This window comes from Caulobacter hibisci, from assembly GCF_016135805.1.
Classification (GTDB): domain Bacteria; phylum Pseudomonadota; class Alphaproteobacteria; order Caulobacterales; family Caulobacteraceae; genus Caulobacter; species Caulobacter hibisci.
Genome location: NZ_JADWOX010000006.1, coordinates 19,616 through 39,330, shown reverse-complemented (window position 1 = coordinate 39,330; position 19,715 = coordinate 19,616). Strand labels below are relative to the sequence as shown.

Genomic DNA, 19,715 nt, shown 5'->3' with positions numbered 1-19,715 from the left:
TGATGTCAGGCGCTGACGACCTGGTCGATCGCGCCAAACAGCGCCTGGCCGTCCGGCCCCAGCGCTTCCATCCTCACCCGGTCGCCATAGCGCAGGAACGCCGTCGGTTCCCGGCCGGCGATGGCGTCCAGCGCCCTGCGCTCGGACACGCAGGCCGATCCGACCGCCTCGGCGTCGGCGTTGGAGACCGTGCCTGTGCCAAGGATCGTTCCGGCCCGCAGCCGGCGCGTGGCCGCAGCGTGGGCGATCAGTTGGCCGAACCGGTAGTCCATCTTGCCGCCATCGGGATTGCCGAAGGTCTCGCCGTTCCAGGTCACGTTCAACGGCAGCTTGATCCGCCCATCGACCCAGGCTGGGCCCAGTTCGTCGGGCGTGACGGCGACCGGCGCGAAGGCCGTCGACGGCTTGGCCTGCAGGAACCCAAAACCCGAGGCCATCTCGCGCTTGGCCAGACCGCGCAGGCTCCAGTCGTTGAGCTGGACCACCAGGCGGATGGAGGCCTCGGCCGCCTCGGCCGATACGCCCATGGGGGTGTCGGCCAGGATCACCCCGAACTCGCCTTCGAAGTCGATGCCGTGCGCTTCGCTGGGGAAGCACGCCGGCGCGCAGGGGCCCAGGAAGTCGTCAGAGCCGCCCTGATACATCAGCGGCTTGGCGTCGACCTGAGGACTGACCTCGAGGCCGAGCGCCCGTTGCATCAGGACACCGTGCGACAGGAAGGCCGAGGCGTCGAGCCACTGATAGGCGCGCGGCAAGGGCGCCAAGGCCACCTTCGGATCGAACCTGAACGAGCCGGCGGCCTTGCCGAGATTGAGATCCTCATAGAGGGCCTGGAGATCGGCGTGGATCTCGTCCCATCCGTCGAGCGCCTCCTGCATCGACTGGGCCAGCTTGCCGGCCGAGGCCGCGCCCTTGAGGTCGCGCGACACCACCACGAGCCAGCCGTCGCGGGAGCCGTCGGGCAAGGTCGCGAGCTTCATCCTTCCAGGCCGTCCGTGTATTGCCCATCGATCAGGATGAAGGCGATGCGGCAGTTCTTGTCAGTCCGGTTGGCCCAACCATGGTTGGTGCCGCGCTGGACGACGATATCGCCGGCCCGCACGGTGGCCTCGCCCTCGTCCATGATCAGCACAAGCTCGCCCTCGAGCACGATGCCGTAGTCGAGCGTCTCGGTGCGATGGAAGCTGGCGTGCCGGTCACTGGTCGCGCCCTTGTAGTTGTCCGCCGCATCGATGGCCTCGAACACCTCGTCGAGCACGACCGCCGGATCGTCGGGCGGGATATCGAGCACGCGGATACGCGCGCCGCCCTTGGGCGGCGCCAGGGCGAGCTTGTCCTCGGGCGGCTGTCCGCCGGCCTTGTCGATCAGCACGGGGGTCTGCGGGGTATTCCAGATCTCGTGGAACACCAGGCCCTCTTGGCCAAGCTTGTCGAAGACACGGCCGGCCGGGCCGTCGGACTGGATGAACGCCACGCCTTGCGGATCGTGGCCGGTGACGACGACGCGGACGGGACGCGGGCTCATGCGGTTTTCTCCCCGAAGGTCTGGGCAATCCAGTCGGCGATGAAATCTCGCCCGTAACTCATGTTGTCGACGCCGACATGCTCGACCCCGCCTTCGCGGTCGGTGAAGATCTTCAACTCTCGCTTGGGGCTGCCCGTCAGCTGGTCGAAGGTCTGGTGGGCGTAGGTCAGGCCGATCTGGCGGTCGCGCTCGCCGTGGGTGACCAGGAACGGCACCTTGATCTTCTCGACCACCCCGTCGAGGGTCATGCCCGCGGACTTGGCCAGGAAGTCGTCCATGTCGGTCGCGCCGAACACCCATTGAACGTGGGCCCAGTAGTGCGGCACGGGGTTTTCACCTTCGCGGGCCAGGCGCTTTTGCTGAACCTCGGCCCAATTGTGATTGGCGCCCCAGACCGCGCCCAGCGCGAACCGGGGCTCCATGGCCACCGCGCGCGGCGTGTAGTAGCCGCCCAGCGAGATGCCGGTCATGCCGATGCGGGATGCGTCGACCTCGGGCCGGGTTTCCAGATAGTCGACGACCTTGGAGGCCCAACGCTCGCTCTCGTGCGTGGCGTGCAGGCCGTGCAGGCGCAGGGCCTCGCCCGAGCCCGGCTGGTCGATGCACAGGGTCGAGACGCCCCGGCGCAGCAGGGCCGCCGGCAGGCCGCTCCAGTAGAGCAGCTCCTTGTTGCTATCCAGGCCGTTGACATAGACGACCACCGGCTTGGGCCCCTCGCCGGCCGCCTTGACGAAGACGCCGGCGATGACGCCGCCCTCATAGGGGATTTCGACGCGCTCGGCGTTCTCGCGGCCCCGAGCCATGGCGCGATCGAAAGCGGCGCGGGCCTTGGCGTAGGTCTCCTGGCGGCCCGGATGGCCGTGGCCCTGCATGCGCTCGGCGGTCACGTAGTAGAGGCTGGCGCGCTGCAGCTTGGTCCCGGCGCTGAAATCGCGGCCCAGGGCCTCGTCCTCGGCCGCCAGGTCCGACAGCTTGTCGGCCATGGCCACCCAGTGCTTGAGAAACTCGCCGGTGCCCGCGTCGTCGCCGCGATCGACCGCGTCGCGCATCGGCCGGCACATCTCGTCGATCTCGCCGATCTGGGCGCCGCTCTCGATGGCGATGTCGACCGACAGGTTCCAGACGTAGTTCTTGAAATACTCGAACATCACTGAGGTCCTTAAGCCGCGGGGGCCTTCCAGAGGCCCTTGTCGGGCGCGGGATGAGGCATGGTCTGCGGGCCGCCGACGCCGACGCCCCACTGGTCCATGGTGTCGGGGGTCGGCTTGTGGACCGTCATCTGCCAGGTCTCGTCGTCGACGGACTCCAGCTCCGAGGTGTATTCGACGACGTTGCCGCCCGGGCTGATGAAATAGCTGAAGGTGTTGTTGCCGGCCGTGTGGCGGCCAGGCCCCCACTGGATGTCGATGTCGTTCTTCTTAAGCCGCGCGATGCCGCGCATCATGTCGTCGACGGTCAGGACATCATAGGCCACGTGGTTGAGACACGGCGGTCCCGGCAGGAAGGCCAGCCGGTGGTGCCAGCTGTTGCAACGCAGGAAGCACATGAAGTCGCCGAGCCAGTCGGAGACCTTGAAGCCCAAGGCCTTCTCGTACCAGGCCACCGTCGCCTTGTGATTGGGCGCGTGCATGACGACGTGGCTGATCTTGGTGGGGATCGCCTCGTTGCGCTTCAGGTCGCGCGAGGGTCCTTGCTCGACCTCGGCCGAGATCTGCAGGGTGTGGCCGTCGGGGTCGAAGAACCGAAAGCCATAGCCGCCGCCCAGGGACGTCAGTTCGGCGGGCGGGCTGATGATCTTGCCGCCCTCAGCCTGGACCTGTTCGAACAGGGCGTCGACATCGGCCCTGTTCTGCGCGGCCCAAGCGATGACGTCGATGCGCGGCTCGTCTGCCTGGCGCAGCCGCACGACGTACTTTTCCGGGGTTCCGGCGGCCGCGAAATAGGCCAGGCCGTCCTCGGCGGCGACTTCCGTCAGCCCCCAGACGTCCGTGTAGAATTTTCGTTCGGCCTCAAGACCGGGGACCGCGTATCCGACGAAGCGGATTTCCGAAACGCGCGCCATATCCAATATTCTCCAAGGTGCGGCAGGACCGCGTGGTGTTGCGCCAGTCCGATCAGATCGGCTGGGATGTGACTTCGAACATCCGATGGACCATGCCGGGGTTGTCGACGTCGGTGCGGCGGTCCAGCTGCCACTGGCCGACCTCCAGCGAGGCCTCGACGATGAATTTGCAACGGTCGTAGCGCCGCGCCATGAAGCCGCTCAGGGCCGTCGGCAGGTCCTTGGCCTTCGCCAACTCGTCCGCCAGGACCAGGGAGTCCTCGATGGCCATGCCCGCGCCCTGGCCCAGATGCGGGGTGGTGGCGTGGGCCGCGTCGCCGATCAGGATCACGCGCCCTTCGAACCAGTCGCGATCGACGAAAAGGGCTTCGAGCGGTCGGTAGACGACGGCAGCGTCATCGACGATCTGTTCGCGCAGCGCGCCGATGCGACCACCGGCGAAGGCGAGCCGCGAGCGCATCTCCGCGGCGCGATCCTCGAGCGCGAACCAGGGATTTCCCGGCTCCGGCGAGGTGACGAAGAGGTACATGGCCTCGTCAGACAACGGCACCAGGCCCACGCTGTTGGGACCGGTGTAGACATGCAGCGCGGTCACGTCGTCTGGTCTTGGCAGGTTGTAGCGCCACACCGCCTGGCCGGTGAAGGCGGGCGCGTAGCGATCGCCAAACAGCATCGAGCGGGTTTTGGAGTAGAGGCCGTCGGCGCCGATCACCAGGCCGTAGACGCCGGTCGTTCCATCGGAAAACACGACGCTGACCTGGTCGCCCTGGTCCTCGAAATGCTCGATCGTCAGTCCCAGGCGGATCTTGGCGCCGGCGGCCAGGGCGCGGTCACCGAGCACCTTGTGCAGCGCGGGACGCGAGATCCCGAGATTGGCCGGATAGTCCTCGCCCGCCAGCTTCGGCGTCGGGATGCTGACCAGATGCGCCCCGTTGGGGGCGAACATCTCAAGGCCCGCGAAGGGGTAGCTGGCGGCCAGGTAGTCCTCGAGAACGCCCAGTTGCGCCACGGCGCGGACCACATTGCCCTGCTGAATGATCCCCACCCCGTAGACGGACCAGTTGGGGTCCTGCTCCACGACGTCGACATCGAAGCCTTTGGCGCGCAACGCGATGGCCGAGGTGAGCCCGGCGATACCCCCGCCAACGATCAGCACCTGGTCCAAATTCATACTGTCCTCCCGAGGTCGCGAAGCGTTCGACAATTCGCGTTATCTCCAGGGTAGGAAGACGAGCGCTATCGACAAAACCGATTGTTTGAATAGCTCGAAGCCTTGCGGTGAATACGTCGAACCTTGTTCTCGAACGCTATTTCCGGCGGGCTTGGCCGTCGTCCCGACCGGACGCTACAGACGCCGCCTCTGGATGAGGCCGTCGACACGACGCATAAGCGGACCGATCAGCCCGTTCGGGACCGTCAGGCCAGCGTCGGCGACATCACCTCGAAGGCCCCATAGTTTCCATCGTGGTAGAGCAAGGGCGAAGCGGACGCCGACGCGACCGCCACCTCGCGCACCGCGCCGATCAAGATGGCGTGGGTGCCGGCTTCGACCACGCGGTCCAAGGCGCAGTCGAAGCTCGCCAGGGCCGAACTCAAGATCGGAGCCCCTGTTGCAAGCCGTTTCCACGCTCCCAGGGCGAAGCGTTCGTCGGATCGGGAGCTGGCCATCTGGCGCGCGACCCGCTCGTCCCTGGCGCTCAGAACATTGACGGCGAACAGGCCCGTGCGGCGGATCACGCCCAAGGACCGACTCGAGAGGTTCACGCAGCACAGCAGCAGGGCCGGATCGGCCGAGAGCGAGCAGACGGCCGTTGCGGTGAACCCCGCCCGGGCGCCGTCGGATTGTAGCGTGGTGATGACGCAGACGCTGGCGCCCAACTGGCGCATGCCCAGCTTGAAACGGTCGGGATCAATGGTCACGAAGGCGGTCTCCAAACCCGCCGCCCTTAGAGCGCACCCGCTTTTTCCTGGCCAATTCAAAGGCTTGATGGGGGCATAAACGAACCCGCCCACGACACAAATCCAAGAGCGGCGGCGTTCCGTTGAGAACGCCGCCGCTCCATCAAGCCGTGGCGGTCGCGCCTAGATCGGTTTGGGATGCGCGCCGACCATCACCGTTCGCCGGCCAAGCGCGAAGGCCAGGATCGCGCCGAGAACCGTCAGGCCGCCAAACAGCGCCAGGGTCGTGGGAAGGCCCGCGCCCTTGGCGATCAGGGCGGCGCTGACCGGGCTCAGGAACTGTCCGATGAAGAACGATCCGTTCCACAAGCCGATAACGCGCCCTCGCCAGCGCAGCGATGCGGTGTTCATGGCCCAGAGGATCAGGGTGGGCAGCAGGATCCCACAACCGAACTGATTGAGGGCCGTCGCGGCGAAGACGGCCGGAACGCTCTTGGAAAAGCCCAGACCCACCAGGCCCGCGCCCGTGCAGACCAGGGCCAGGGCCAACAGCTTGCCGAGAGACCACCGTCCCAGCCGGCTGTAGACGAACGCCCCGATCGGCACGCCCAGGCTGCCCAGCGCGGTGACGGCCCCGATGGTCGCCGGCGAGGTGACGCCGATGCCCTGAAGGACGAGCCCTAGCTGGATCACGGCCAGATAGAACACCACGGCGCACAGCACCGTGGTCAGGGCGAGCACCGCCATGGCGCGGCCAGGAAACGGAGCCTTGGCCGCGTCGCGCGCGACGTCGAGGACCTGCCGGCGCTTGGGCTCCCAGATCACCGCCGCGACGGCGATCATGATCGGCAGGGCCAGCCCGTAGAGGGCGAACGGCCAGCGCCAACCGATCGCGCCGAGCGCGCCGCCCGCCACGAACAGGACGGACCCGGCCAAGGAGCCCAGGCCGCCCTGGATGGCCACCCACCTCTGCCGTTCGCCGTCGGTGAAATAGTCGCTCATCAGCGTCGTGGTGCCGGTCATGATGATCGCCTCGGCGACGCCCAGTCCCACCCGGCTGGCGATCAGTTGCGGCAGGGTCGACAGGAAGAACGGCAGCAGACCGCAGACCAGATAGAGACCCAGCCCCGCCAGCAGCAGGGTTCGCCGCCCCAACCAGTCGGTCAGCACGCCGGCTACGGGCGACAGCAGGGCGATGCAGAGGCCAGGCGCGGTCAGCGCCACGGGCACCAGGATGTGGACGTTGGGCTGGTCGCCGAACACCTCCAGCAGGCGCGGCAGCACCGGCGCCAGCGACACCACTCCCATGATCGGCAGCACCGTCGCGGCCAGCAGGGCGACGCCCTGCGCCGTCCCCGGTCGACGACCAGCGTTCAAATCGACACTCGTACCCATTCCATCCCCCTTGGCGGCGGCATGGTCACGCCGGACGCCAGATAAGCCAAGGGCGCGCGGAGCGTTAGGCTCCGCGCGCCACGATTACATCACGACTAGAACTGGGCGCGCAGGATCACGCCGTAGGTTCGCGGCGGCTGGTACGGCGCCCAGACCAGGCCGGTTTCCTGGCTGGGCGCGTAGCCCTGCAGGAGGACGTCCTTGTCCTCGATGTTGCGCACATAGCCGGTGACGCTCCAGCCCCTCGGCGAGCGCCAGGTCAGGTCGAGGTCGGTCAGGGCGTAGGCTTCCTGGAAGTTGGCCGGCTCGCGCGTGTAGTACATCCACGCATCGCCCTGGAACTTGGTGCGCACCGCGCCGATCAACTGCCCGCCGGCCACGTCCCAGCGCTGCTCGTAGGCGAGATTGACGGTCCACTCAGGCACGCCGAGCACGCGTAACCCGGCTGCGGAGGTCGCCCCCGTGATGCCCGGCACGTCGAACTGCTCGTACTCGCTGTCGGTCCAAAGGACCGTGCCGCCGAGCGATCCGCCACGCACGACCCGCCACTCGAACTCGGCCTCGACGCCGGCGATGTGGGCCTTGCCGGCGTTGTTGGTGCGCAGTGCGACCGTGGTGGTGGTCGGACCGGTGTTGATCAGGCCCAGGCCCTGGACCTGCAGATCCTTGTAGTCCCAGTAGAAGGCCTCGACGTTCAGGAGCAGCTTGCGATCGAAGAAGCGGTTCTTCGATCCCAGCGCATAGGCCGTCAGCTTCTCGGGCTCGTAGGTCGAGGGGAGGATCCCGGCCGTGCCGCTGTTGAGGCCGCCGGCGTGCGTGCCGGTGCTGACATTGGCGTAGAGCAGCGAGTCCTTGGCCACGTCGTAGTCCAGCCCCGCGCGGTAGTCCGTCGACTTGAGACTGACCGAGCCCACCGAGGCGTAGCTGCTGGTCGTCGCCCCGCCAGGGGTGGTCAGGTTGGTCGTGACCGTGCCGGCGAGACTGGACTTGTCTTCATTGGTGCGGCGCACGCCCAGCGTGACGCGGAGGTTTTCGGTCCAGGCGTAGGTGGCTTGGCCAAACAGCGCCCAGGTCTCGTCGCTGACGTCGGGCCAGTTGATCGAGAAGCTGTTTTGAACAGCGACCACCAGGGCCGTGCAGGTCCCCGCGACCACGGGCGACAGACAGCTGCCGGCGAGCGCGCGGTCGTTGGAGTCGATGTAGCCGCGGTAGCTCTGGTCTTCCTTGAGATAGAAGCCGCCGACCAGCCATTCCAGCGGCCCCTTCCCCTTCGAGGCCAGGCGGCTTTCCAGCGAGGTCTGATCGGCCTTCGATGCGGCCGTCTGGGACACCGGGCCAAGATAGAACCGCGTGTCGGCGTCGGTGCCGCGGTAACCGGCGATGGTGGTCCAGGCCGCGAACCCCAGATCGACGTCGAGCGTCGCCATCGCGCCGCTGACGGTGTTGTCGACATAGCCGTCCTTGCCGACGCCGGGCACGCCGTAGGGATTGGCGCACAACGGGCTCACGCCCTGAGCGGTCGACACCGCCGTGCAGAGCTTGCCGAACGGTGCGTTGACCAGGCCGGAGGCCGTGTTCTTGGCGGCGACGATGCTCTGGACCAGGGCGACGTTGGCCGGGCTGGACGGCCCCGACCTTACGTCGCCGATACCGACGGGCACATTGGCCGAGCCCATGCCGCCTTGGGTGGCGTAGTCGGCCGACAGGAAGAGCGAGACCGTGTCGCTCGGCTCGAACAGCGCGCTGATGCGGAAGGAGTCGCCCTTGGCGTCATCATAGCCGTCGTCCGCATAGCCGTCGCGGCGCAGCGAGCGGAAGGCCGCCCGCAGGGCCAGCTTGTCGGCCACCGGCAGGTTCACCGCGCCATTGAACTCACGAAGGTTGTAGTTTCCGAGCTCGGCCGAAACGGAACCGCCGAACTCGTGGCCTGGGCGATTGCTGATGACGTTGAACGCGCCGCCGGTGGCGTTGCGGCCATAGAGCGTGCCTTGCGGGCCTTTGAGCACTTCGATGCGCTGGACGTCGAACAGCACGTTGCTGGGACCGACCGGACGCGAGAAATAGACGCCGTCCAGGCTGAACGCGTTGGCCGGATCGCCGAAGGCGTTGCGGACCCCCGCGCCCACGCCGCGGATATAGAGGTTGGCCCCGCCGCCGCCGTTGTCCTGGATCTGGACGCTGGGCATCAGCTTGTTGATCTGGGTGACGTTGCTCACCCCGGCCCGCTGCAGCGTCTCGCCGTCGGCGGTGGAGATCGCGATAGGGATGTCCTGCACCAGGCCGGCGCGCTTTTGCGCGGTGACGACCACCTCGCCGATCACGTCGGGCTCTGCCGGCGTGGACGCGGCTTGCGCATGACCGATGGCGGGTGCGAGCACGGCGGCCATGGCCGTGCAGACGAGTATTCTGGAACGCAGCGACATGTGTCTCCCCCTGATGCAGCTGGTGCGCCCTTCGGCGCCCTTCGACGTGACGGCCTCTCCCCGGCGGAGGGGCCATCCGGCTGCTCGTCCGCTCCGCGTGATGGCGGCGTCGGACGGCAACTGCTTGCTGGGGAAGGTTTCAGCAGTCGCGGCCCTACACAAATCAAACGGTTTTATGGGGCTATAAACCGAAGTGTCGGCTTGCCGGGGCGCAAGGACGCTTGCGAAGCGCGAGCTTACAGGAAACCCTGGGTCGCCCGGCGGTTCGACCGGGAGCGGGGAGCGTAGCGTCGATGCATCTGGACCGGTTCAACCTCAACCTGTTCGTTGCCCTCGATGCGGTGTTGAACGCCCGAAGCGTCACCGAGGCGGCCAAGTCGGTGTACCTGACCCAGCCGGCGATGAGCGTGGCGCTCAAGAAGCTGCGCCAGCACTACAACGACGAGCTGGTGGTCTATTCGGGCGGCGAGACGACCTTGACCACGCTGGGCGTCGCCTTGCGGCCGCGTGTGAAGGAGCTCATCCAGACCGCCCGCGACGCCCTGAGGCTGACGCTCGACTTCGACCCGGCCACCACCGACCAGACCTTCCGGCTGGTGACGACCGACATTCTCGAACTGACCTACATGAAGGACGTCCTGGGCCGCATCGCTCGCGATGCGCCGCGCGTCACCACCATCGTCAAGCCGTTCAACTACGAGTCGGTCGAGACGCTGTTTCGCGACGATGTCGACGTGGCCATCGTCGCCGAAGCCTTCGCCTCGGATCGATTCCCCCGCGAACCCTTGTTTTCCGACACCTTCCTGTGCGTGGCCTGGGAGGGCAATTCGGTGGTCGGCAAGGCCGACGAGATTACCCGCGAGCAGTTCTTCTCGCTCAATCACGCCTCCCACGCCTCGATGGGTCCGGGCGCCACGCAGCGGATGAACGTGGCCACCAGCGGCCAGGCCGAGACCGCGTTCGGCGAGATCGCCCGCCAGCGCAAGGTCACGGTCCGCACCAGCACCCTGTCGGCCCTGCCGCAGGTGATCATCGGCACCGATCTGCTGGTGACGATGCCCGCCCGGTTCGCCCGCGCCAGCGCCGAGACCCTGCCGCTGCGTTGCTTCCCGATCCCCGCCCCCACCCCGGTCATGACCTTCGTCGCCCAGTGGCAGCCGTATCGGACCGGCGAGCCAGCCCTGGCCTGGCTGCTCGACCAGTTGAAGGCCGCCGCGGCGGCCATGCCGCCTGTCCCGGACGATGACACGGGACGATGAAAACGGCTGATGGGGGCATGCCCCTTATTCATTGGTCCGCCTGCTTTTCCCCCTCCTAGAACGGCTCGGCTTCCTGGCTGCGCGCCAGACGCTCAATCAGAAACATGATGGCGCGGCGTTGCGGCGTCCGCGCCGGAGGAAACCATGCGCATCGACGTCCACGCCCACTTCTTTCCCACCGACTACGTCGAGTATCTCGCCGATCTGGGCCTGCCGGTGCGCGGCTTCGGACAGGCCGCGGACGTCTCGCGTCGCCTGGCCACGCTGGACGAGAACCAGGTCGACGCCCAGGTCCTGAGCGCGGTGGGCCTGGACACCCAGATTCCGGATCCGGAGAAGGCCGCCAAGGCCGCCCGCTACATCAACGACCGCTACAAGGCGCTAGAGATCGAGCACAACGGCCGCTTCCGATCGTTCGGCTGGCTGCCCCTGCCCTATGTCGACGAGGCCATCAAAGAAGCGATCTACTGCCTGGACGAGCTGAAGTTCGCGGGCCTGGCCTTCCCCTGCTTCTACCAGGGGCGGCCCCTGGACGATCCCGACTTCGAGCCTTTCTGGGCCGAACTCGACAAGCGCTCGGCCGTCGCCTACGTCCACCCGGTCGGCCAGCACTCGTGTTGCCACTTCGGCCTCAAGGAGTATGGGCTGCACACCGCCTATGGCAGCCCGCTGCAGACCTCGACGGCCGCCACGCGGCTGATCTATTCGGGCGTCCAGTCTCGCTACCCCAACATCAAGTTCGTGTTCGCCGTCTGCGGCGGCTACCTGCCGTTCATGTGGTCGCGGCTGGAGAAGAACCTGCGCCGGGGTCTGGACATGACCGCCACCGACGCGGTCGGCGCTGGCTTCTTCGGCTGGGTCAAGAAGCTGCCGCTGGACCATGCCGACCCGATGAGCGCCTACAAGAGGTTCTGGTACGACACCTCGGTGCAGGATGTTCCTCACGCCATGCTGCTGGTCAAGGAAAGCTACGGGGTCGATCGCCTGGTGCTGGGCTCGGACGAAATCTTCGCCTCGCTGACCGAAGCGGTCGCCTACATCAAGAACGACCCCTACCTGACCGACGCCGAAAAGACCGCCATCCTCGACGAGAACGCCCAGAAGCTGCTGCAGCTGAAACCGTTCTGAACCGGCGGGACCGACAACAAGAAAGGCCCCGCGAGCTTCGCGGGGCCTTTTTCAGTTCCGGGTTGTCCCAGCCCCCTTCCTATTCGTCCGGAGGAAAACGGGTCTCGAACGCGAAGGTCGCCAGCGGCGCGCGCGGGCTTGGTGCCTCGCGGGCCTGCAGGAAGTCCGGCAGGTCCTGAGCCTCGCCCGCGGCGCCGATCGCCACGACCGCTTCCAGTCGATGGTCGGCCGGAAGCCCGATGGCCGAGCCGGCGGCCTGGAAATCGACGCCGGTCATGGCGTGGGCGGCCAGGCCTAGCCGGGCGGCCTGGAGGGCCAGATAGCCCCAGGCCGCGCCGGCGTCGAAGGAATGGCTGTGGGACGGCTCGGCCGCGGACTGGCCTGGACGCAGCATCGTCGTCTTCGAGGCGACCGCCACAAGCGCTCCCGCCCGGCCCGCCCATTGGCGGTTGAACGGCACCAGCGCGTCCAGCAGCGCCGGCCAGCCGGGCCCGTCGCGGAAGGCGTAGACGAACCGCCAGGGCTGGCTGTTGAACGCCGATGGCGCCCAGCGGGCGGCCTCCAACAGGATGAGGAGTTGGTCCGGCGACAGGGGCGCATCGCTGAAGGCGCGCGGCGACCAACGCTCCAGGAACTGCGGATCGATCGGATGATCGGCACGTCGGTGATCCCCGACGGCCATCAGGCGACCTCGCCGGCCACGGCGGCGCGGTACTCTTCGCGAACGCCTTCGCCCGTCGGCGCGGCGAACTGCTTGGGCGACAGCCGCGGCATCACCTCTTCATTGAACAGCGTGAAGGAGGCGCGGATGTGATCGGGGTTGTAGGCGCCGACCGTGAAGCGGGTATGGACGTGCGGCACGCCCGCTTCGCCATGCGCGAGGATCTGGCGCGCCACGGTCTCGGGCGAGCCGGCGATGACCCAGCTCTTCACATATTCGGTGTTCTTGCGCTCGACCTCGCTGAGATTCGGATCGGTCTCGTCAGCCTCGCTGATCTGGCGCAGCGAGCGGCTATCGTCGCGGCGGTTCATCAGCGGGTTCATGCCCATCATGATCTCGGTCCGCTCCCAGGCCTCGGCGTCGGTCTCGCCGACGATCACGTGGTGCAGGACGATCGAGCGGTTGATCAGATCCTCGATGGTCGCCGCGTCATAGCCGGCCTCGGCGGCGGCCTGGCGGTAGAGGGCGAACTTGCGCGCCGCATCCTTCAATTGGCACGGCCCCAGGAACACCGGCGTGCCGCTGGCCGCGATCAGCTTGATCGTCGCGTCGGTGTTGGTGCCGATGGCGTGCAGCGGACGGCCCGTCCGGAAGCTCATCGGCATCATCCGGCCAAAGAGCTGGCCCTTGAACCACGGCGTATCGAAGGCCAGCGGCGGATCGCCGTACTTGTGAGCCCAGATCTGCTTGAGGGCGTCGTACTTGGTGGCGAAGATCTGGTCGCGGTCCTTGGGGTCGAGGCCGAAGTTTTCGAAATCAGGCGTGAAGCCGACGCGGCCGGCCGACAGGCCCAGGATGAACTTTCCGCGCATCAGAACGTCCAGGATGTTGGCGTTCTCGGCCAGGCGCAGCGGGTTCTGCAGCGGCAAGGGGCAGATCGTGGTGCCGAAATAGGCCCGCTTCAATTCCGGCGCGAGACGCGCGCCCATCATGAACGGATTGCAGTAGGGTTCGTAGTTGTTGAAGTGCTGCTCGCCGAAAGTGACCATGGCGAAGCCGGCCTTGTCGGCCTGGGCCGCCTGCTCCAGGCACAGATCGATCAGCGGAATGTCCTCGCCGGGCCCGCGCGCGAACGGACCCATAAACACCGAAACATACATCAGTACCTCCCCGAGGACGCTTATTGGCCGTGCGGCCATCACCTTGGCGGCTTAACGGTCGGGCGCCCCGGGCGGAAATTGCTTCGGGTAATGGGGTCATAAACCGAGCCAATGTCTCCGGCCTGAGCCGATGACGCATCAAAAGAGGAAGGGCGCCGTTCCCCCCGAAACGGCGCCCTCGAGTAGAACCTAGATCTTCCGATCAGGGGTGGCGTCGCCAGACGACGAAGGCGGCGTCAAGCCGGGGAGGCAGCTCGACGCCCGCGCCAGTCGTTCTGTTGTCGTTAGGAACAAGCTAGGTCGCCGAAGGGGCCTGGACCGAATGAAATCGGCCAATAGCCGCATAAACGACGGGGCCAATCACAGCGGCCCGTAGAGCACGACCGACGCGCCTTGGACCAAGACCAGGCACCGCCGCTCGTGCGCGCCCCGTTCGATCGGATCGACCTCGAACCCCATCGCGAGCAGCCGCGCGACAGCCGCGTCGAGATCATCGACCTTGATCATGACCCCGTCGACGTCGCTCATCCGGTCCGATCCCGCCAAGGCCAGACGCTTTCCCGCCACATCGAACTGCGCCCACCGGTCGCCATCGACAAAGGTCGGCTTGGCGCCCAGCAGCGCGGTCCATAGGTCGACGGCCTTGGCCAAATCTGTCGTGGCGAGGACGGGAATGATGTTCTGAACGGCCATGGCGCCTCCGGAGCTTACGGGCGCTCAAGCTGAGCCGGGTCGCGGGGCGCCGCCAAATAGGTTGGGCTTATGGCGCCATCAGCCGATTTCATTGCCGACAGGGCAAGCCTGCGGCGTACCCAGGGGGCCGACGGAATGGAGAGTTTGAATGTCGATCGCCGGTCAGTGGGATATCGCCGTGGACACGCCCATGGGGGTGCAGAAATCGGTTCTGAGCTTGGCGACGGACGGTCAGACCCTGAGCGGCGAACTGTTGAATCAGTTCGGCTCCACGCCCCTCAAGGAAGGCCTGGTCGATGGAGAAAAGCTGACCTGGATCCTCCAGCCCATGATCCCCATGCCGATGACGCTGAAATTCGAAGCTTCCGTAAGCGGTGACACTATCAGCGGCGCCGTTACGAGCACCCTGGGGACGTCCCCCCTCACCGGAGCGCGGAAGGCATAGGACGCAAGTCATCGTCCAAAAAGGCGGTGGAAGGATCCATTTGCCGACGCGAGACCTGGCGCCCCTCCAGCCTGGATCAGGGCTCGGCCAGCAGGGCCGTCAGCTCGGCGTCGAGCCTTGGGCCAGAGTCCGGCGGCGCCCTACAACCCTCTGAAAAACAACGTTTCGCGCCGGAACAGACGTAAGCAGCACGCGGTTTGATCTGCATGGCCGCCCGCATCCCTGTCGTCTTGATCGTCGAGGACGAACCGCTCGTCCGGGAGCTAGCTCTGGCGGCCCTGGAAGAGGTCGGCGCCGCCGTCTTGCAAGCCGCCAACGCTCAGGAAGCCATGGAGGTGCTCCGCGGTCGCTCTGACGTTGGCGTGGTGTTCACCGACATCGATATGCCTGGACCTTTCGACGGCCTCGGCTTGGCGCGTCTAGTTCACCGGCAGTGGCCGGCGATCCGCCTGGTCATCACGTCGGGAGCTGGGCTAGCGGAGCCGTTGCCCGTCAACGGCAGGTATTTGCAAAAGCCATACAGCCTCCAGCATATGACCGACGCCGTGACGCTCTTACCCGACGCCAGGTGACGTTCGAGACATCGAGCAGGGGACCGCGGACGCGACAACAAGATCTTCGGTGGACCTCGCCTTTCGCCGAAACACCTAAGCCGCCGTTGTCGCTAGGGCGCCGTATACGCCTCGATCGCGGCCGCGACGGCCCCCGGCCGCGCATGGTGGATCATGTGGCCGACGCCCGTCACAAGGCTGAACTGCCCATTGGGCGCGAGCGCCGCCAGCATCTGGCCGTGCAGCAGATTATTGACGACGAGATCGGCCGATCCGCCAAGGACATGCAGGCGTGTCTGCAGCATCGGCGCGCGCGCCAGCAGGGCCAGCAGATCGGGCCCGACCGAAAGGCTGTCCTCACCCACCCGGCGCGTCGCGCCGGGGTCCCCCGCCCAACTGAACGGAAAGGCGTCCTCGACGCGCGCAGGCATGCTCTGCGGGAGGAACATCGCCCGCCAGAGCAGCGGCAGGAGAGCTTTATCTACGGCTTGGTGTGACCAGCCGGAGATCCAACCGCCCAGCACCGGCAGCCCGCGGGGTCCGAACACAAGTTGCTCCAATCGCGGTTCGGGCATCACGAGCGGGGCCAGCAAAACGAGCCCGGCCACGCGATCAGGCGCGGCCATGGCCATGGCCAGGGCGACGGGGCCTCCGAAGGAGTGCCCAACTAGAACAGCGGAGGCGACGTCAAGGCGATCAAGCGCCTGGGTCAGTCGCCGAGCCTGGCGCAGGACGCCGCTATCCGCTGCGGTGCGCCTGGGGCTCTGACCAAAGCCTGGCCGGTCGAAGGCGATGATCCGGCAATCGACCAGGGCGTGCGCCAGCGCCAGCAGCATGTCGTCCGCGGCGGTCAGGACCCCATGCACGAGCACGACCACACGCTCGCCGCCGCCGAGTTCGACATAGGCGATCGGGCCGCCATCGACCTCGACGAACCGGCGCGCGTAAGGGCGGCCATGTCGCGAAAGGAGCCCCCCGGCGACGCCGACGGCGGCCGCTTGGGGCGTCATGATTCAGACCCCACGGAGCCCTGGCCGGCGCGGGCGCGGTCGCGCCGGCCCGCGGACGGACCGGCGCGCGGGCTCATCGATAAAGGCTTTCGGGGACTTGGCCGCCGTTTTCCGCTAGCTTTCTCATCACGGCCTTGTGCAACGCGATGTTCTGTTCAGCGCTGCCGGGCTCACCGGCATGCACGCCCAGTTCATCGGCCAGCCCCTTTCGGGCGTCCAGGCTGGAATCCAGCTTTAGAAGCTTCAGCAGATCGACGATCGACGTGCGCCAGTTGCCGCCGCCGCCTTCGATCTCGGCCATGGACACTAGGACGGCCTCGACGTCGACCGGGCCAGGCGCGGGGACCGGCGCAGTCGCCGCGGGTGTGGCTGGCGGCGCGGTTGCGGCCGGCGCGGCCTGCGGCGCCGGCGCGGCGCGCTCAGCCTTGTCGTGGTGGAAGATCCTGTCGACGATCTTGGAAAAGAAACTCATCCGGCGCTCCTTATCAGATGAGGATCAATGAGCGCCCGAGGCCAGGGCCTGGACGTGTTCGAGGTGCGCCTTGATCTTGGGGAGGGCTTTCGCGGCGCCGCCCTTCAGGCCCGCGTCGTCTCCATGGTCGGCATAGCCCTGCATCAGGGTCAGGGCCTCGTTATGGGCGGCTTCCTGCTGGGCGATGTAGGCCTTGTCGAAATCGGCGGGCGTGGCGGCGTTGAGGTTGTCAATCAAGCCCTTGCGACGCTCGTCCAGGCCCGTGGGCGCGGTCTTGCCGGCGGCGATGATCAGCGGCTTCATGGCGTTGGAAAGCGCGGTGTGATCGGTGACCATCTGCTTGCCGAACGCCTTTACCGCCGCCGACTGGCCCTTGGTCTGAGCGATCTGGCCCGCCTGGATCTCATACATGTCGCTGATCGCGGCGTTGGCCACGAAGGCGTCAGTGGAAACCGGCCCGGTCACCGCCGACGCCACGCCGACCGCCGTCGAAGTCGCGTCCTGGGCGGCGTTCACGGTGGCGTTGGACGTGCCCGGATCGGTCGCGGCCGGCGCGGCGTCCTTTTTTTGGCAGGCGACGAGCGACAGGGCCGAAAGCGCGGCGACCGCCAGAAGAGTGTGTCGGGCCATGAGGCGTCTCTCCGAGGAATTGGAACGTGGCTTGAACGGCGCGGGAGCCAGCAACGTTCCTTGGCCAAGGGCCGCAAACCACCCCCCTTATCTGCTGGGCCGCTCGAGGCGACCGGCTCTGCGAGCAGCCTCGCAGGCGCATCGGGCGAACATGGTCAGTCGCGCCGCTCGCGCCGGTTCTGCGGAACGTCCATCGGCCTGAGCCAGGGCTCGCGGCGGATCGTCCAGCTTTCGTACTCGGGCGTGAACCAGCCCGGCTCATCGAAGCTGCCTAGGGACAGCTCGTACTCCGTGTCGCCGCTTTCGTCACGATTCTCGGCGAACACCCGCGCGCCACACAGGCCGCAGAAGTAGCGCAGATAGCCGAGCGAGCTCTCCCACGCCGTGACCTTGCCGACCACCTCCACGCTGGCGGGCGCGAACACGACGAACGGATTGAAAGCCGAGGCATGGGCCTTGCGGCAGGTCAGGCAGTGGCAAAGGCCCCCGCGCCTGGGGCGGCCCGTGGTGGTGAAGCGAACCGCGCCACAGGCGCAACCGCCCGCGCGGAGGAAAGGCTCTGACATGTCGTGTCCAACGCCCAACCCGTCGCGTTGGCGCCTCACGACCGCGAGGAAAAGGGCCAGCGTCGCCAAGCCTGTGCGCCCGGCGACGACCAGCGCGCCCTCGACCAGACTGGGCGTCTGCCCAAACCTGGCCATGGCGCGCTTGGGGCCGGCCAGCGTGAGGTAGGCCAGGGGACGGCGGTCGCGACCGCACCGCCGCGCCGATCTTTTCCTTGCCCCGGGGCGCCAGGGCGCCGCCGGCGATCCCGGCGCTCATCACCCGGGCCAGGAGGCCGAGAAAAACCGTCCGGTCGGGCGCCGATCTCATCTTGTCGCCCAAGAGCTCTCCAACGCCCATGGCGAGCGCCCTGAACCTAAATAGCGGATGGTCCAGCAGCATAAGGCGCCCAGTTGGAGCTCGCGGAACCGCCTAGGCGCCGATGGCATTTTTCACATCACCAAGGAGGCCCCATGATCGACGCCGCGAGCGCCGCCAACGGAGACCAGACCGCCACGCTCGAGTTCAAAGGCGGACCCGTCGGATTCCGGGCCGAGGTGCGGCTGACCCCAAAGGGCATCCTGGCCATCGGCGGGCTGGTGACGGGCGTCCTGCTTTCCACGGCCGTGCTGGTGTGGACGGCGACCTCCGTCGCCCGCCGCCCCCCCCTGGCCACGCGCATCCTGCCCCGATAGCCAGGGAGCGCGGGCCGCCGGCCCTGCAATCGAACGCGCCCTGCTGGCCAGCGTCGCCGGTTGCCCTAGGCGGCCTGGCCCAGCGCGTTCATGGTCGCCGACCGGGCCGGAGCGACGAACCGCCCGGCCAGCGCCCCATCCCTCAGTCGCACTTCCAGCAGGCAATCTACGCCCGCCTGGCTGAGCCGCTCGGCCAAGCCGCGCGCGGCCGCTTCCGCCCTGCCCCCGCTCTTGTGGATGATGACGTTATCGAAGAGGGCCGCACAGCGCACCGCCCAGGCCGGGCCCTCCGGGGCGACCGAAATCACCGTCGGCATGCAAACTCCAAACTCAGATGATCGACAGTGGCGGCCGGTCAGCGACCGGCCGCCTCAAGGTCACGAAGCGGCCTTGGCGTCGAGGCGCCGCAACGCCGCAAGCACTTCGCTCAACGGCACCGGCGCGAGCGTCCCCAGCAGCCAGCGTTGGGTGGGATGGTCTTCCACGCTGCTCGCATCCGACGCCCAGGCCGCCAAGATCTCGCGCTTGGCGCTGGCGTCCAGGTCCTGGTCCTTGACCACTTCAAGCGGATGGAGAAATCCCACGGCCGGCCTGCACGGCCAGGGACCAGGACGCCTAGCGCCTTCAAGATGGGCGAGCATGGCCGCCTCCCGCTTAGGCCGCCTTGCGAGCCGCGTCGGGCCCGGCAAGACGTTGCTGGTCGGCTTGGTCGATCTCGATGCGCCGGGGCTTCAGCGCCTCGGGGACCTCGTGTTGCAGGTCGATGGTCAGCAGGCCGTCGGCGTGGCTGGCGGAACGGACCACCACGTGGTCGGCCAGTTCGAAACGACGCTCGAAGCCCCGCATGGCCACGCCCCGATGCAGGAAGTTGCGCTCGCCCTCCTCGGCCTTGGGCTTCTTGCCGGAAATGACCAGCAGGTTGGGCTGGGCGACGACTTCGAGGTCCGTCGGCGCAAAGCCCGCGGCGGCGATGGTGACGCGGTAGCTGTCCGGGCCAGTTTTCTCCACGTCGAAGGGCGGATAGCTGGCGTCGACGGGGCTGCTCAACGCCGATGCGACGCGGTCGGCCATCCGATCAACGCCGATCATCGAACGATAAAGGGGGGAAAGGTCGAAGGCAGTGCTCATTTCCATCTCCTCGCAAGCAAGTTGGACATGAGGGGC

The 19,715-nt window shown here is 67.2% G+C and carries 23 protein-coding genes; 5 read left to right on the top strand and 18 right to left on the bottom strand.

What is annotated here, in order from left to right; translation table 11 throughout:
* Window positions 1-5: 5 nt before the first annotated feature.
* The 8 genes from I4Q42_RS10465 to I4Q42_RS10430 form a co-directional block, all read right to left on the bottom strand.
* Window positions 6-980: a fumarylacetoacetate hydrolase family protein gene (locus I4Q42_RS10465; protein ID WP_198576020.1), complete on the bottom strand. Its 975-nt coding sequence runs from the start codon at window positions 978-980 to the stop codon at window positions 6-8.
* Complete coding sequence (locus I4Q42_RS10460) at window positions 977-1,525, bottom strand: cupin domain-containing protein (protein ID WP_198576019.1); 549 nt, start codon at window positions 1,523-1,525, stop codon at window positions 977-979. The genes I4Q42_RS10465 and I4Q42_RS10460 overlap by 4 nt, the downstream gene beginning before the upstream one ends.
* Entirely contained in the window at window positions 1,522-2,673 is a 1,152-nt protein-coding gene (locus tag I4Q42_RS10455; protein ID WP_198576018.1) for an alpha/beta hydrolase family protein, read from the bottom strand. Before I4Q42_RS10455 ends, I4Q42_RS10460 begins: the two co-directional genes overlap by 4 nt.
* Before the next feature lie 11 nt (window positions 2,674-2,684).
* On the bottom strand, window positions 2,685-3,587 hold the full coding sequence (locus I4Q42_RS10450) for a VOC family protein (protein WP_198576017.1): 903 nt from the start codon (window positions 3,585-3,587) through the stop codon (window positions 2,685-2,687).
* Window positions 3,588-3,639: 52 nt separating this feature from the next.
* Window positions 3,640-4,758, bottom strand: coding sequence for an FAD-dependent oxidoreductase (locus I4Q42_RS10445; RefSeq protein WP_198576016.1), 1,119 nt, complete (start codon window positions 4,756-4,758; stop codon window positions 3,640-3,642).
* A gap of 245 nt (window positions 4,759-5,003) precedes the next feature.
* Window positions 5,004-5,507: a flavin reductase family protein gene (locus I4Q42_RS10440; RefSeq protein ID WP_198576015.1), complete on the bottom strand. Its 504-nt coding sequence runs from the start codon at window positions 5,505-5,507 to the stop codon at window positions 5,004-5,006.
* Between the two features lie 162 nt (window positions 5,508-5,669).
* Complete coding sequence (locus tag I4Q42_RS10435) at window positions 5,670-6,863, bottom strand: MFS transporter (protein ID WP_198576014.1); 1,194 nt, start codon at window positions 6,861-6,863, stop codon at window positions 5,670-5,672.
* A 113-nt stretch (window positions 6,864-6,976) separates the two neighbouring features.
* On the bottom strand, window positions 6,977-9,304 hold the full coding sequence (locus tag I4Q42_RS10430; RefSeq protein ID WP_198576013.1) for a TonB-dependent receptor: 2,328 nt from the start codon (window positions 9,302-9,304) through the stop codon (window positions 6,977-6,979).
* A gap of 293 nt (window positions 9,305-9,597) precedes the next feature.
* On the opposite strand from I4Q42_RS10430, the gene I4Q42_RS10425 reads away from it, so the two are divergent.
* Together I4Q42_RS10425 and I4Q42_RS10420 are read left to right on the top strand one after the other, a co-directional pair.
* Window positions 9,598-10,563, top strand: a complete 966-nt coding sequence (locus I4Q42_RS10425; protein WP_198576012.1) for a LysR family transcriptional regulator — start codon at window positions 9,598-9,600, stop codon at window positions 10,561-10,563.
* 144 nt (window positions 10,564-10,707) lie between these two features.
* Window positions 10,708-11,691, top strand: a complete 984-nt coding sequence (locus I4Q42_RS10420; RefSeq protein WP_198576011.1) for an amidohydrolase family protein — start codon at window positions 10,708-10,710, stop codon at window positions 11,689-11,691.
* A 79-nt stretch (window positions 11,692-11,770) separates the two neighbouring features.
* On the opposite strand, the gene I4Q42_RS10415 is transcribed toward I4Q42_RS10420, so the two are convergent.
* The 3 genes from I4Q42_RS10415 to I4Q42_RS10405 all read right to left on the bottom strand — a co-directional run bounded on the left by I4Q42_RS10415 (window position 11,771) and on the right by I4Q42_RS10405 (window position 14,205).
* A complete protein-coding gene (locus tag I4Q42_RS10415) occupies window positions 11,771-12,373 on the bottom strand; it encodes a nitroreductase family protein (RefSeq protein WP_198576010.1) in 603 nt (200 codons plus the stop codon).
* Window positions 12,373-13,512: an LLM class flavin-dependent oxidoreductase gene (locus I4Q42_RS10410; RefSeq protein WP_198576009.1), complete on the bottom strand. Its 1,140-nt coding sequence runs from the start codon at window positions 13,510-13,512 to the stop codon at window positions 12,373-12,375. The genes I4Q42_RS10415 and I4Q42_RS10410 overlap by 1 nt, the downstream gene beginning before the upstream one ends.
* Before the next feature lie 360 nt (window positions 13,513-13,872).
* Window positions 13,873-14,205, bottom strand: coding sequence for a VOC family protein (locus tag I4Q42_RS10405; protein WP_198576008.1), 333 nt, complete (start codon window positions 14,203-14,205; stop codon window positions 13,873-13,875).
* A 148-nt stretch (window positions 14,206-14,353) separates the two neighbouring features.
* Here I4Q42_RS10405 and I4Q42_RS10400 point away from each other — a divergent pair, with 148 nt between their 5' ends.
* Window positions 14,354-14,650: a hypothetical protein gene (locus tag I4Q42_RS10400; RefSeq protein ID WP_198576007.1), complete on the top strand. Its 297-nt coding sequence runs from the start codon at window positions 14,354-14,356 to the stop codon at window positions 14,648-14,650.
* A 206-nt stretch (window positions 14,651-14,856) separates the two neighbouring features.
* Window positions 14,857-15,222 (top strand): response regulator, encoded by a 366-nt coding sequence (locus I4Q42_RS10395; RefSeq protein ID WP_198576006.1) that lies wholly within the window; start codon window positions 14,857-14,859, stop codon window positions 15,220-15,222.
* Window positions 15,223-15,314: 92 nt separating this feature from the next.
* Here the strand turns inward: I4Q42_RS10395 and I4Q42_RS10390 are convergent, their stop codons facing one another.
* The 4 genes from I4Q42_RS10390 to I4Q42_RS10375 form a co-directional block, all read right to left on the bottom strand.
* Complete coding sequence (locus I4Q42_RS10390; protein WP_198576005.1) at window positions 15,315-16,211, bottom strand: alpha/beta fold hydrolase; 897 nt, start codon at window positions 16,209-16,211, stop codon at window positions 15,315-15,317.
* Window positions 16,212-16,284: 73 nt separating this feature from the next.
* Window positions 16,285-16,683 (bottom strand): DUF3597 domain-containing protein, encoded by a 399-nt coding sequence (locus I4Q42_RS10385; RefSeq protein WP_198576004.1) that lies wholly within the window; start codon window positions 16,681-16,683, stop codon window positions 16,285-16,287.
* 24 nt (window positions 16,684-16,707) lie between these two features.
* Window positions 16,708-17,313: a DUF4142 domain-containing protein gene (locus I4Q42_RS10380; protein ID WP_198576003.1), complete on the bottom strand. Its 606-nt coding sequence runs from the start codon at window positions 17,311-17,313 to the stop codon at window positions 16,708-16,710.
* Between the two features lie 155 nt (window positions 17,314-17,468).
* The gene (locus tag I4Q42_RS10375; protein ID WP_232793031.1) at window positions 17,469-18,014 is read right to left on the bottom strand and encodes a GFA family protein; all 546 of its coding nucleotides are present in this window, start codon (window positions 18,012-18,014) and stop codon (window positions 17,469-17,471) included.
* Window positions 18,015-18,329: 315 nt separating this feature from the next.
* Between I4Q42_RS10375 and I4Q42_RS10365 the strand changes: the two genes are divergently transcribed.
* Complete coding sequence (locus tag I4Q42_RS10365; protein ID WP_198576002.1) at window positions 18,330-18,551, top strand: hypothetical protein; 222 nt, start codon at window positions 18,330-18,332, stop codon at window positions 18,549-18,551.
* Between the two features lie 65 nt (window positions 18,552-18,616).
* Here I4Q42_RS10365 and I4Q42_RS10360 read toward each other — a convergent pair whose 3' ends face one another.
* From I4Q42_RS10360 to I4Q42_RS10350, 3 genes are read right to left on the bottom strand one after another with little or no spacing between them, the layout of a single operon-like run.
* Window positions 18,617-18,868, bottom strand: coding sequence for a hypothetical protein (locus tag I4Q42_RS10360; protein ID WP_198576001.1), 252 nt, complete (start codon window positions 18,866-18,868; stop codon window positions 18,617-18,619).
* 60 nt (window positions 18,869-18,928) lie between these two features.
* Entirely contained in the window at window positions 18,929-19,192 is a 264-nt protein-coding gene (locus I4Q42_RS10355) for a hypothetical protein (RefSeq protein WP_198576000.1), read from the bottom strand.
* A 13-nt stretch (window positions 19,193-19,205) separates the two neighbouring features.
* Window positions 19,206-19,679: an Hsp20 family protein gene (locus tag I4Q42_RS10350; RefSeq protein ID WP_198575999.1), complete on the bottom strand. Its 474-nt coding sequence runs from the start codon at window positions 19,677-19,679 to the stop codon at window positions 19,206-19,208.
* Window positions 19,680-19,715 lie beyond the last annotated feature (36 nt).

What these genes read in the sequence shown, in the direction of transcription:
- I4Q42_RS10375 (WP_232793031.1), bottom strand. Translation starts at nt 18,014, where the DNA reads ATGGCCAGGTTTGGGCAGACGCCCAGTCTGGTCGAGGGCGCGCTGGTC.
- I4Q42_RS10455 (WP_198576018.1), bottom strand. Translation starts at nt 2,673, where the DNA reads ATGTTCGAGTATTTCAAGAACTACGTCTGGAACCTGTCGGTCGACATC.
- I4Q42_RS10430 (WP_198576013.1), bottom strand. Translation starts at nt 9,304, where the DNA reads ATGTCGCTGCGTTCCAGAATACTCGTCTGCACGGCCATGGCCGCCGTG.
- I4Q42_RS10385 (WP_198576004.1), bottom strand. Translation starts at nt 16,683, where the DNA reads ATGAGTTTCTTTTCCAAGATCGTCGACAGGATCTTCCACCACGACAAG.
- I4Q42_RS10450 (WP_198576017.1), bottom strand. Translation starts at nt 3,587, where the DNA reads ATGGCGCGCGTTTCGGAAATCCGCTTCGTCGGATACGCGGTCCCCGGT.
- I4Q42_RS10360 (WP_198576001.1), bottom strand. Translation starts at nt 18,868, where the DNA reads ATGCCGACGGTGATTTCGGTCGCCCCGGAGGGCCCGGCCTGGGCGGTG.
- I4Q42_RS10410 (WP_198576009.1), bottom strand. Translation starts at nt 13,512, where the DNA reads ATGTATGTTTCGGTGTTTATGGGTCCGTTCGCGCGCGGGCCCGGCGAG.
- I4Q42_RS10465 (WP_198576020.1), bottom strand. Translation starts at nt 980, where the DNA reads ATGAAGCTCGCGACCTTGCCCGACGGCTCCCGCGACGGCTGGCTCGTG.
- I4Q42_RS10415 (WP_198576010.1), bottom strand. Translation starts at nt 12,373, where the DNA reads ATGGCCGTCGGGGATCACCGACGTGCCGATCATCCGATCGATCCGCAG.
- I4Q42_RS10425 (WP_198576012.1), top strand. Translation starts at nt 9,598, where the DNA reads ATGCATCTGGACCGGTTCAACCTCAACCTGTTCGTTGCCCTCGATGCG.
- I4Q42_RS10420 (WP_198576011.1), top strand. Translation starts at nt 10,708, where the DNA reads ATGCGCATCGACGTCCACGCCCACTTCTTTCCCACCGACTACGTCGAG.
- I4Q42_RS10390 (WP_198576005.1), bottom strand. Translation starts at nt 16,211, where the DNA reads ATGACGCCCCAAGCGGCCGCCGTCGGCGTCGCCGGGGGGCTCCTTTCG.
- I4Q42_RS10355 (WP_198576000.1), bottom strand. Translation starts at nt 19,192, where the DNA reads ATGCTCGCCCATCTTGAAGGCGCTAGGCGTCCTGGTCCCTGGCCGTGC.
- I4Q42_RS10350 (WP_198575999.1), bottom strand. Translation starts at nt 19,679, where the DNA reads ATGAGCACTGCCTTCGACCTTTCCCCCCTTTATCGTTCGATGATCGGC.
- I4Q42_RS10380 (WP_198576003.1), bottom strand. Translation starts at nt 17,313, where the DNA reads ATGGCCCGACACACTCTTCTGGCGGTCGCCGCGCTTTCGGCCCTGTCG.
- I4Q42_RS10405 (WP_198576008.1), bottom strand. Translation starts at nt 14,205, where the DNA reads ATGGCCGTTCAGAACATCATTCCCGTCCTCGCCACGACAGATTTGGCC.
- I4Q42_RS10460 (WP_198576019.1), bottom strand. Translation starts at nt 1,525, where the DNA reads ATGAGCCCGCGTCCCGTCCGCGTCGTCGTCACCGGCCACGATCCGCAA.
- I4Q42_RS10445 (WP_198576016.1), bottom strand. Translation starts at nt 4,758, where the DNA reads ATGAATTTGGACCAGGTGCTGATCGTTGGCGGGGGTATCGCCGGGCTC.
- I4Q42_RS10365 (WP_198576002.1), top strand. Translation starts at nt 18,330, where the DNA reads ATGATCGACGCCGCGAGCGCCGCCAACGGAGACCAGACCGCCACGCTC.
- I4Q42_RS10400 (WP_198576007.1), top strand. Translation starts at nt 14,354, where the DNA reads ATGTCGATCGCCGGTCAGTGGGATATCGCCGTGGACACGCCCATGGGG.
- I4Q42_RS10395 (WP_198576006.1), top strand. Translation starts at nt 14,857, where the DNA reads ATGGCCGCCCGCATCCCTGTCGTCTTGATCGTCGAGGACGAACCGCTC.